The following is an 11,133-nucleotide window of genomic DNA, read 5'->3' as shown; positions in this document are numbered from 1 at the left end:
ACGACTGAGCCGCGACTTCGAATGCGAAACCAGCAGCGCCGAGGCTACCTTGTATTTGTCCAGTATTCGGCACCTTATTCGTAAATTTTAACAGGCTCTAAGCTAATACAGTCGAAGCGTTGTAAGCGCTATTCAACTAGTCGTCGGCGTAGTTTTAACGCTCCTAATTCGATAGTTTGATACATCATCAAACCAAAGAAATATGTAAGCACAAAGCAGCTTGAGTAGCCAACCAAACAATTTAGCCAGCCAGGAAGGGGACCAATAAAAGCAAGCATTGGCCAAATTATACCGCTAATAATAATACTGCCATTCAAAAGGTACATGGAGTAAGAAATTAGACTTGTATAAGTGAAAAATTTATATGCAATTCCTTTTCCTGACTTTATCTGAGTCGTGAATGGCAATAACAAGAGGGTGCCAATCCCAGTAAGCGAAAAGGAGAAGACACTTTGAAATATTCCAAATGAAGCGGACGAATAAGGCATCACACACAAAAACAATAATGCAATGCCTACTACCGCTTTTTGTCGGCTGTAACTGAGCCATGATGCAGAAGAGTACCTCATCCAATAAGCACCAATCACGCCATACATTAAGCCGTCTAACCTCATTACTACAATACTCCGATAGTTTTCGTCCCAAGTAGTTATATCAGTGGGTGGAAAAAGCAGGAATTGATTCAAACGTAAGCTAGTACTACCTACTAGAAATATTATGGCTGTCAGCAACAAAGCGCTTTTAGGCCTCTTTGAAATTCGAGTTATTGCGACGACAATACTACCTAGTAATAGGTAAAACCATTCCTCAACACTTAAGGACCAAGCTTCAGTATAGATAGGTGGCGGCGGTGATGCAAAATTCTGAACAAATAAGAACATTCGCTTCCATTCCCATAACATGTGCAGTAAATTTTGCGGGTTGACAAGTATTATAAGGATAAATAATGCGAAAAAATAGGGGGGGACAGTGCGGAACCATCGCATTAGCCAAAAATGCCAAAGTACTACCATAGTAGCCGGTTTTGTTTCCAATGTCCTTAACAGAATACCGCCGATTAAGAAACCGCTGAGTACGAAGAAAATTGATACCCCATCCAGCAAAAACCATTGGTAGAATGGCCTAAATATTTCGGGGATAAAGGGAGATGCATGGAGCATTAAGACAGTTAATATTGCTACAGCGCGTAAAATATCCAGACCATAATTGCGTTTTGGGTCTATGAATGGCAAAAAATTTGTGTTCATGTATAACAATTTTGGGTGGTGGTCCAAAGCCGGGTGATGCTCGACTTTATGTGTGTTAATCAATTCTGCTTTAAGCCACGTCAGGAAGGCTTAGAGGGGTGAAGTTCAGGAGTCATAAATTTAGTGAAATACTGAAATCACCCGGCTTTGGACCATCGCCCAATTTTGTAATAGTGATTGTGTAAAAAAATAGATATTGTTTTACACAATGAGAAATTGAAAATTACTGCGCCGCCAGAATCTCCAGCAGCTCTTTGGCCCGCACCGAAGTGTAATGCTTGTTAAGAATGGCGCGGTGGGTGTCGAAGGAGGGGGCGGGCTCGTGCAGGTAGCCGCTGAGGGTACGGGCAAACTCCTCGTAGGAGCTGACGTTGGGGCACACTTTGGGCAGCTCGTAGTAGCGGGTTTCGGCGTTGTCGGGGTACTTGCCTAGCAGCAGGCACTGCGCCGCCAGTAGCTCCAGGTAGCGGGGTGTCACGGGGTTGAAGCCGCCGGTGCGAATTTCGCCGCCGTCAATGCCGGGCGTACTGTAGAACGATATTTTACTGGCCCGCAGCAGCCCGATGTAGTCCTCACGGCTCTGGAACTTGCCCACCAGCCCGGTCTGGTTAGAGGCATAGTAATACTCGCCGTCAATCTCCTCCTGATACAAGTACTCGGTAGTGGGGTGCTGCCGCACGTACTCGTCCAGATAGTCGCGCAGCACCTGATTGGTGCGGATGTTGAGCCGGCCGGCCAGCAGGATGTCGTACTTCTTCTCGTAGTGCGTTTCGGGTAACAGCCGGTAGCGGTCGGACAGGCTTAGGGCCAGATGGGCCAGATTGAGCGGACAGTTGTGCTCCTGCATGTATTGCAGCGCTTCCAGACTGGAAATGAGTACCAGTGGGCAGCGGTGGTACGTGCGGCCGAAGTCCTGCGCTCCGGCTGGTGTGGCCGGTTTCCACAGGTCGATGAGCAGCGGAATGGTTTTGGCGGCGGTGGTGAAGTTGGGCTCCCGCGCCGGGTAAAGCTCATAGGCCAGGCTGTAGGCGTCGGCGGCCTGTACGGCGGGGCGGCCGTGCTCCAGGCGGTTGTTGAGCTGGTCGAGCAGGCCCCGGCTGAGCTTATTATAGACGGGCTTGGTGTAGCGGTTAATCAAGGCCTTTCGCAGGGGCATTTTGGCGTCGGCCACGGGCACACCCAGCGCGGCAGCCAGGTCGTCTTCCCATTCGTAGATGAGGTGGAAGGGCGGCGACAGCTCATAGGCCCTGGTGGAGAGGATATTCGTAACGCGCATAAACTAGAAAAAAATCGGGTCATGAGGGCCCAATAAAAGCCAAAAGTACGGGTCCGCTGAGGATTTGCTCTTAGGTGAGCCGTAGGGCAAGCCCGGAAATTTTCCCCGGCGGTCCAAAACTTGGGGCGTATCTTTGCCGGGCCGTACGCATATCCGCGCTACGGCTTTGTTTTGTCAGCTTTTTGCCCGTCCGCGCCCTATGCCTAACACCAGCATCGTCATCACGTCCATTTTCGCGCCCACTGAGGCCGTTACCAAGTTTGCCAACCTGCCCGACTATCAGTTAGTAGTAGCCGGCGACAAGAAGTCGCCGCCGACTGGCAGGAGCCCAACGTCACCTACCTCGACGTAGCTGCGCAGGAAGCCCTGGGCTTCGGGATGAGCGAGAAGCTGCCCTTCAACCACTACGGGCGCAAGATGATGGGCTACCTGCACGCCATCCGCGAGGGGGCCGAGGTAATTGTGGATACCGACGACGATAATATTCCCTACGACGACTGGGCGTTTCCGGCGATGAGCGGCAGCTTCGCCACCGCCCCGGCCGACAAGGGCTTTGTGAACATCTACAAGAACTTCACCAGCCACCACATCTGGCCCCGCGGCTACCCGCTCGACCTGATTCTGAATAAGGACCACAACCTGAAGGAAGCCGAGCTGACGCAGCAGGAGGCCAAAATCGGCATCTGGCAGGGCCTGGCCGACTCCGACCCGGACGTGGACGCCATCTACCGCCTGATAGATAACACGGAGATATTCTTCGACAAGCGCGACCCCATCGTGCTGCCCAAAGGCACGCTTTGCCCCTTCAACTCGCAGAATACGCTGGTGCGGCGCGAGCTGTTTGCACTGCTTTACCTGCCAGCCTACGTCACGTTCCGCTTCACCGACATTCTGCGCGGACTGGTGGCGCAGCCCATTATGTGGGCGCACGGCTACCGCTTGGGCTTCACGCAGGCTACGGTGCTGCAAGTGCGCAATCCGCACGACTACGTGAAGGACTTCGAGAGCGAAATCCCCTGCTACCTGCATCCCAACCGCGTCATCACCGCCGTGCAGCGGGCCCTCAAGCCCGGCAACACCGTGGCCGAAGACCTGCGGGCCGCTTACGCAGAGTTGAAGCAGGAAAGCATCGTAACAGAGCAGGAAACAGAGCTACTTGAGTTGTGGCTGGCCGATATTACCGGGCTGATGAAGTAGGAGACATAGTAGAAAGAGCTGGGCTTGTGCCTGTCCGTGCCGCCGCCGAACCGTTGTGACGGCCACTGTTCATTAATTCGGGCAGGAGCAAGACGTACCTCTACGCCGTTAAAATTGAATTCACTGTAATGCAGCAATTTCCTTCTATTTCCGTTGTCATCCCGTCTTGGAACCAGGGACGCTTTATTGGGCGGACTCTCGACAGCATTTTGAAGCAGGACTACCCCGGTTCGATTGAAATTATTGTGTCCGATGGCGGCTCGACGGACGAGACAGTGGAGGTGCTCGAGGGCTACGGTGACCGGATTACATGGTGGTCGGCCAAAGACAAAGGCTTTGTCGATGCCGTAACTAGAGGTGTGGCTAAGGCTACGGGCACTATTCTGGCCGTGCAAAGCTCCGACGACTACTATCTGCCGGGTGCGTTTCGGGCGATGGCGGCGGGCTTTGAACATTATCCTGAGGCCAGCTTTATTTCGGGCGGCGAGCACACCATAGATTTGGCCGGCAACGTGGTGAGTAGCGGTAGCCCACGCGGCGAAATCACGCCTCATACCATTCTGTTTCAAGCTATTCCGCCGCAGCATGCTACCTTCGTTAAGCGTCGCTATTTTGAGGAAACCGGCGGGATGCGCCTGGCCGTGGATATGTGCGCCGACATTGACCAGTGGTACCGCATCGCACACCTTGCCCCCGGCCACTATATCCCTGAGATGGTGGCAGTGTACCAGTTACACCCCGACCAGCGCACCGCTACAAGTGATAAGTGGTACCCTAACCTAGTGAAGATGGTGGAACTGACTGAGGAAGAGTCTCGTTACGGCAGCGTATTTCGCTTGAGCGACGAGGAGCGCCGTAACTTATACCCGTATTGGGAAATCAACTGGACCAGCAAGCGCGACCCCGCCGCAGGCCGCGCCATCGCCATGCGCTACCTGCCCAGCCTGCTGAGCTACAGCACCCGTACCCGCCGCATGATACTTGGCAATACCGTGAATCAGGTGGCCCGTAAGGTGCTGCCGAGGGGCTTGGTGAGCGCACTGCGGCCGACGTCACCGCCCGTGAAGGCGGAGCGGCCGGATTTGGACTGGTGGAAGGGGTAAGGGCTTCTTGGTACCGGATTAGTGTATTTTACCCCTAAGACTTCTCCAAAAGAGCGAGGACTAGTTTTAGTCGTCAGGATTTAAAAAAGTAGGTTTTTGCAAAAAAAAGATTTTAAGACTAGAAACTAGTCTGCCCTCTCTTTTGAAGAGGGCTTAGGGGTGAGATACCCTCAAGTCGACACAACCCAACTTAATGGAAAAGAACGCTAAAATCTACGTTGCCGGACACCGCGGCATGGTGGGCTCAGCCATGATGCGCCGCCTGCAACGCGCTGGCTACCAAAATATACTTACCCGTACTTCGCAGGAACTGGACTTGCGCGAGCAAGCGGCGGTGGCAGCGTTTTTCGCCGCCGAAAAGCCGGCTTACGTGGTGCTGGCCGCTGCCAAGGTAGGCGGCATCGTGGCAAACAACACGTATCGGGCCGATTTTCTGTATGAGAATCTGATGATTGAGGCTAACGTCATTCACCAAAGCTACGTGCAGGGCGTACAGAAGCTGCTGTTTCTGGGCTCGTCGTGCATCTACCCCAAGCTGGCCCCGCAGCCTTTGCAGGAAGATGCCCTACTCACCGGACCGCTGGAAGATACCAATGAGCCCTACGCGGTGGCTAAAATCGCAGGCATCAAGCTCTGCGATGCCTACCGGGCACAGTATGGCTGCAACTTCATCTCGGCCATGCCTACCAACCTGTATGGCCCGCACGACAACTACGACCTAAAAAACTCACACGTGCTGCCGGCCCTGCTACGTAAGTTCCACGAGGCCAAGGGCAGTGGAGCGACCGAAGTAGAAGTGTGGGGCAGCGGCACGCCACGCCGCGAGTTTCTGCACGCCGATGACTTGGCCGATGCCTGCCTGTGGCTACTGGAAAACTACAACGAACCCGGCCTGGTGAACATCGGCACCGGGGTAGACCTGAGCATCAAGGAGCTGGCTGAGCTGGTGCAGCGCACGGTGGGCTACGAGGGTGCCATTCGCTTCAACCCCGACTACCCCGACGGCACTCCGCGCAAGCTCATGGACGTGAGCAAACTGGCCGGGCACGGCTGGCAGGCCTCCATTGGGCTGGAAGAGGGCGTAGCCACCGTGTACGAAGCCTTCCGGCAGGGAGACGCCAAAAACGGTGCTCGGTAGCAGTAGGGTAGCTGTACTGTCAACTGTCAGTTGGCAACGTTGCCCGGCTACCGTTTCACGATTATCGTGTAGCGTCACCAGCTGAAAGCTGGTGGTACAATGCGCCGCCTTCCGGCGCTCATCATTCCCTATTGCCCAGCGCTTTGTTTTCTCGTCTTCAGCAGCTTTGGCAGCAAAACCTGCACGCCGTGCGGCAGCCCGGCTCGTTCACCCGAAACCTGGCGGTAACCTTCTCGGGCTCGGCAATGGTAACGGTCATCGGCTTCCTGCTAACGCCAGTGATGACGCGCATCTATCAGCCGGAGGCATACGGACTGTTTGCCCTCTTTGGCTTTGCCATCAGCAATATTGCACTGGTGGCCACGCTAGTGTATCCGGCGGCGTTCGTATTGCCCCGCGAGAGGCCGGATTTTTTGGCCTTGGTGCAACTCTCGCTGTTGCTAGCGACGGTTACGCTGGTGCTCAGCAGCGTGGGGGTGGGTATTTGGGCTGATGAGCTGATGGGCTGGCTGCACGCCGAAAAGCTGGGCCGTTGGTTCTACCTAGTACCGCTGCTGGGCTTCGTGGTCAGCCTCAACGGCATTATGGCCAGCTGGTACCTGCGCACCAAGGAGTTTGGCAAACGCGTGAAGGTAGACATTGCCACTAACCTAGCTGGCCGAGGCCTCACCATCGGCTATGGCCTGCTGACAGGTGGTGTCCCCACGGGGCTGCTGATGGGTGATATATTCGGCAAGCTGGTCAATTTCGGTGGTCTGTTGAGCGGGGGCATGTACAATTCGTTGGGCGAGTTGTGGCGCACCTTCAGTTGGGCCCGCATCAAGGCCCTGGCTTATGAGTACCGGGAGTATCCCTTTTTTCAGCTGCCCACATCCTACATCGGCATAATAGCCGCGCAGGCCCCCATCCTCATTCTCACCACCAAGTTTGATGCCGGTGTGGCTGGGCTACTAGCTTTCTGCGCGGGTGTTATAGAACTTCCTAGTACGCTGATGGGTAATGCTATCGGGCCGGTATTTTTACAAAAAGCCAGCGAAACTGACCTTGAGCATCCGGAACGGGTGCCGGGCATGGTGCTTGACTTGTATTATAAGCTGTTCTACGTAGGGCTACTACCGTTTACTTTTCTGACTGTATTTAGCGATGTACTGTTTCGGGTTGTATTTAGCAGCCGTTGGGAGGAGGCAGGTATCTATGCCAGCTATATAGCATATCTCTACTTGTTTCGCCTCACGAGTAGCGCCACGGCCCCGATTTTCGCTATTCGTCGTCGTCAAAATATGTTTTTGATAGTTGTGATAATTGCTTCAGCCGCGAAAGTGGGGGGGCTTGCTTTAGGGACACTGGTGTTTGACAGCGCCCGACTGGGCATCTTGCTTATGTCGGTAGGTGGCACTGTGGTCATGTTTTTGTTCGATATGTACCTGCTGCGGCTCTTACGAGTAGCCGTGCTACCCGTGATTGGGCGCGTGGTTGTGCTCTCGGCAGTGGCGCTAGTATTAATGTATAGCCTGCGGTTCGGTCTGGAAGCCTACTGGCCGCTGTTCCGGCCGCGTGTGGCGGGCTTATTGTTTTAGAACGCACTTTTACCACTCCCTCGCTTTTATTCCTGCGCCATGAAGGCCACTTTTTACGTAGCCGACGACGGGCCGGACTATCTGAACAACCACATTTTCACGGCTACACATTTCAGCAACGGACTGAAGAACTATCTGTTCATGTTTGCCGACCTACGCCGGCAGCTAGCCGCTGCGGGCATTGACCTGGCCACCCAGGACCTGCACCCGATGGCGGATTCGGAACTGGTAATTGCTATCGACCAGGTGCAGTTTTTTCAGACCTACGAGCGGCGGCCCGGTCAGCGGCTCTACCTCATTATCAACGAGCCCGCTACGTATTTCCCGGAGGTGTGGAAGCGCGAAAACCACGCCGTATTTGACCGTGTGTTCACTTATGACTACACCCTGGCTGACGGCGAAAACTACATTCATCATTACTTCGCCCTCGACTTGGCAGACTATCCCGCACCGGTGCCCGTGACAGAGGACGACTTTGCCCGGCGCAAGCTGTTAGTACTCATGGCTGGAATGTTGGAGTTGAACAAGCCACGGGCAGATTCTGTATCACTGCTCTATGCCCGCTATCTCACCCTTGCTTGGTTTGGGCGGCATTGGCCCGGCCGGTTCGACTTTTTCAGCCGCGGCATCGAGGATAAGATTTACCGCAGTTTTCGGGGGCTGGGCGTGTTGCAACGAGTGCTGCCCGCCGCCGTGACTAGCCGCGTGGCCGATGCAGTAGCCCGCCGCCGTCGTCGCTTCGTGGAAAGCCTCAACCGCGGCCCCGTGCCGGCCGACGCCAAGCTGCGCACCATCGGGCAGTACCGCTTCGCGGTGTGCTACGAAAACAGCCGCCTGCCGGGCTACGTATCCGAAAAAGTCTTCGACTGTTTGTTTGCTAGTTGCGTACCCGTGTACCTGGGCGAGCCCGACCTGAGCCGGTTCATCCCCGCGGCTGCTACATAAGCCGGGCTGCATTCGGCAGCGAAGCCGAGCTGGCGACATTTTTAGAGCGGATGTCCTACGCCGACTACGCCCGCTACCTGGCGGCCAGCGGGCAGTTTTTGCGCAGCCCCGAGTTAGCGAAATTTAGTTCGGCAGCTAATGCGCAGATACTTACCAACGTGGTGCTGACTGACCTAAAGCTACCACACTAGAAGCATCAATGACCACGAAAGCACCAACTATTTCTTTTTTAGATGTACTTTTGGGGTTCTGAAAATTAAATTTGCCGTTCAGCCTGACGCAACGGCTCCTGTTACCTAAGTTACCTTATATGAAAGTTGCCCTTATCACGGGAATCACGGGCCAGGATGGCGCGTATCTGGCCGAGCTGCTGCTCGAAAAAGGTTATGTGGTGCATGGCCTCAAGCGCCGTTCCTCACTGTTTAACACAGACCGGATAGACCATCTATATCAAGACCCGCACGAGAAGAACGTGCGCTTCAAGCTGCACTACGGCGACCTCAATGATTCGACTAATATCATCCGCATCATCCAGGAAGTTCAGCCCGATGAGATTTATAATCTCGGGGCCATGTCGCACGTCAAAGTGTCGTTTGATACTCCGGAATACACAGCTAACGCGGATGGTATCGGCACGCTACGCCTGCTCGAAGCCATCCGCATTCTGGGCCTGAAAGACAAAACCCGCATCTACCAAGCGAGTACTTCGGAGCTATATGGCTTGGTGCAGCAGGTGCCCCAGAGCGAGACTACTCCCTTCTACCCACGCTCGCCCTATGCCGTGGCCAAGATGTATGCCTATTGGATTACGGTGAACTACCGGGAAGCCTACGGCATGTTTGCCTGCAACGGCATTCTGTTCAACCATGAGAGCCCACTGCGCGGCGAAACCTTCGTGACACGCAAAATCACCCGGGGCGTGGCCCGCATCTCGCTGGGCCTGCAGGGCAAAATCTTCCTGGGCAACATTGATGCTAAGCGTGACTGGGGCCATGCTCAGGACTATGTGGAAGCTATGTGGCGCATTCTGCAACAGGATGAGCCCGAAGACTTCGTCATTGCTACCGGCGTAACGACCACCGTGCGCGACTTTATCAGAATGGCGTTTGGAGAAGTGGGTATAGTGTTGGATTTTACGGGTGAAGGTATAGAGGAGAAGGGTCACGTGGTGAGCGTCACCAACCCTGAATGTAAGCTAGCCGTGGGCGATGTGGTGGTGGAGATTGACCCCCGCTACTTCCGCCCCACCGAGGTGGAACTGCTCATCGGCGACCCCACCAAGGCTAAGACCAAGTTAGGCTGGGTGCCTAAGCACGACTTAGCCTCGCTGGTAAAAGACATGATGCACGCCGATGTGGAGTTGTTCCGTCGCGATGCGTATCTGCTCGAAGGCGGCCACAAGGTATACAGCTACCACGAGTAGCGCTACCGCGCCCGGTGCCCCAACGCGGGGGCCGGCTGCTACTACGGCAAAAAGAAGGCGGAGCGCAACACGCTCCGCCTTCTTTTTGCCGCCCTATTCCCCGCGCTGCTCATTACATGGACATTATTATTAAATCCTTTAACAGGCCCTACTATTTGGAGCGGTGCCTGCGCAGTATCTATCAGTTTGCACAGGGTGAGTTTCGCATTCGGGTACTCGACGACGGTACGCCACCCGAGTATCTAACCCGTATTCGGGAGTTGTTTCCGGAAGCCACCATTTTTACCTCATTGCGCTACGATGCCAAAGTAGCGGCGTTGCGGGCACATACAGCTGGCGAGCGTCCTTTCGACCAGCGCACCATTCCCACCGACCTCTGGCACGAGCATGTGGCAGCCGGTTCCGAGGTGTTTCTACTCCTGGAAGACGATATCTGGCTCACTGGGCCAGTGCCGCTTGATGAGGTGGCACAACAGATGACGAGCCAGCACTTCGACCTCGTGAAGATAAGCTGGCTGGGCAATGACCAAGTTATCACAGGAAAAAAAGTGCCTTTGAGCGAGCACTTAGAGGAAATTATTCCGCACATCCCGCTGGCCTCTGAGCTGCTGGTGCTGGACCGGTTCGGAGTGCGCTCAACGCTAAAAAGTCTGGGCCTTATGCGGCTGGTGCGCCGCGACTTTCAGCTTCAGTTGCCCGTGTACACGCTCTATGGCGTGGCCTCGGCATTTTTCAGCCGCGCCTACTGGCTGTACTTGTGGGATGAAAAGCAGAGCCGCGTAGATGAGGTGCAGCAGCTGCAAAAAGCCGGACAGTGGTACCGGCACCGGGGCGGGCGCTACGCCAAGAGCCGGGTGGAGCTGACGAAGACCTCCTTCATTACTTCTACCACGAATATCTATAAAGGTGTAAACCTGGATATTTTCGCTTTCAACCAGCACCTAAACGATGCCTGGCTGCGTGGGGAAGTGAACGTAATGGAAAATTTCCCCAAGGACTTCAGCCCCGCTTACCTGGGTAGATTCCTCACGGCCAGCGGTGACCCGCGCACGACGGTTGGCGAGTGGGAAAAGTGGATTGAACGGTTTAAAGCCCAGTATATTGGGTTTGGATGCCAAGTAGAATAAATAACCCAAGTTGCGGATTATAGTCCAACTTGGTCGAGGGCGTGGACGAAAATGAACAGCGCGATTTTGAGGACAAATCCCTGGGCCGTGACCGCATGAA

Annotated in this window: 11 protein-coding genes; 9 read left to right on the top strand and 2 right to left on the bottom strand. The window is 54.7% G+C overall.

From position 1 onward, the window contains the following. Positions 1 to 128 precede the first annotated feature (128 nt). Entirely contained in the window at positions 129 to 1,247 is a 1,119-nt protein-coding gene (locus BEN47_RS20510) for an acyltransferase family protein (RefSeq protein WP_125921801.1), read from the bottom strand. 223 nt (positions 1,248 to 1,470) lie between these two features. Continuing rightward, the gene (locus BEN47_RS20505; protein WP_083322575.1) at positions 1,471 to 2,523 is read right to left on the bottom strand and encodes a hypothetical protein; all 1,053 of its coding nucleotides are present in this window, start codon (positions 2,521 to 2,523) and stop codon (positions 1,471 to 1,473) included. A gap of 199 nt (positions 2,524 to 2,722) precedes the next feature. Here BEN47_RS20505 and BEN47_RS21600 point away from each other — a divergent pair, with 199 nt between their 5' ends. The 9 genes from BEN47_RS21600 to BEN47_RS18300 all read left to right on the top strand — a co-directional run bounded on the left by BEN47_RS21600 (position 2,723) and on the right by BEN47_RS18300 (position 11,033). Continuing rightward, the gene (locus tag BEN47_RS21600) at positions 2,723 to 2,875 is read left to right on the top strand and encodes a hypothetical protein (protein ID WP_158011097.1); all 153 of its coding nucleotides are present in this window, start codon (positions 2,723 to 2,725) and stop codon (positions 2,873 to 2,875) included. 26 nt (positions 2,876 to 2,901) lie between these two features. After that, complete coding sequence (locus tag BEN47_RS18330; RefSeq protein WP_070730538.1) at positions 2,902 to 3,720, top strand: STELLO glycosyltransferase family protein; 819 nt, start codon at positions 2,902 to 2,904, stop codon at positions 3,718 to 3,720. Positions 3,721 to 3,848: 128 nt separating this feature from the next. Beyond that, positions 3,849 to 4,823, top strand: a complete 975-nt coding sequence (locus BEN47_RS18325; protein WP_083322574.1) for a glycosyltransferase — start codon at positions 3,849 to 3,851, stop codon at positions 4,821 to 4,823. A gap of 193 nt (positions 4,824 to 5,016) precedes the next feature. Further along, the gene (locus tag BEN47_RS18320) at positions 5,017 to 5,961 is read left to right on the top strand and encodes a GDP-L-fucose synthase family protein (protein WP_070730534.1); all 945 of its coding nucleotides are present in this window, start codon (positions 5,017 to 5,019) and stop codon (positions 5,959 to 5,961) included. Positions 5,962 to 6,104: 143 nt separating this feature from the next. Next, complete coding sequence (locus tag BEN47_RS18315) at positions 6,105 to 7,538, top strand: lipopolysaccharide biosynthesis protein (RefSeq protein ID WP_070730532.1); 1,434 nt, start codon at positions 6,105 to 6,107, stop codon at positions 7,536 to 7,538. 39 nt (positions 7,539 to 7,577) lie between these two features. Next, positions 7,578 to 8,483 carry a glycosyltransferase family 10 domain-containing protein gene (locus BEN47_RS18310; RefSeq protein WP_070730530.1) on the top strand — a complete coding sequence of 302 codons (906 nt, stop codon included), beginning with the start codon at positions 7,578 to 7,580 and terminating at the stop codon, positions 8,481 to 8,483. 50 nt (positions 8,484 to 8,533) lie between these two features. Next, positions 8,534 to 8,674, top strand: coding sequence for a hypothetical protein (locus tag BEN47_RS21595; protein ID WP_158011095.1), 141 nt, complete (start codon positions 8,534 to 8,536; stop codon positions 8,672 to 8,674). A 119-nt stretch (positions 8,675 to 8,793) separates the two neighbouring features. After that, entirely contained in the window at positions 8,794 to 9,906 is a 1,113-nt protein-coding gene (gene gmd / locus BEN47_RS18305) for a GDP-mannose 4,6-dehydratase (protein WP_070730529.1), read from the top strand. Between the two features lie 116 nt (positions 9,907 to 10,022). After that, on the top strand, positions 10,023 to 11,033 hold the full coding sequence (locus BEN47_RS18300; RefSeq protein WP_070730527.1) for a glycosyltransferase family 2 protein: 1,011 nt from the start codon (positions 10,023 to 10,025) through the stop codon (positions 11,031 to 11,033). Positions 11,034 to 11,133 lie beyond the last annotated feature (100 nt).

This window comes from Hymenobacter lapidarius (genome assembly GCF_001816145.1).
Lineage (GTDB): Bacteria > Bacteroidota > Bacteroidia > Cytophagales > Hymenobacteraceae > Hymenobacter > Hymenobacter lapidarius.
The sequence above is the reverse complement of the archived record's forward strand: the minus strand, read 5'-3'. Positions and strand labels throughout refer to the sequence as shown.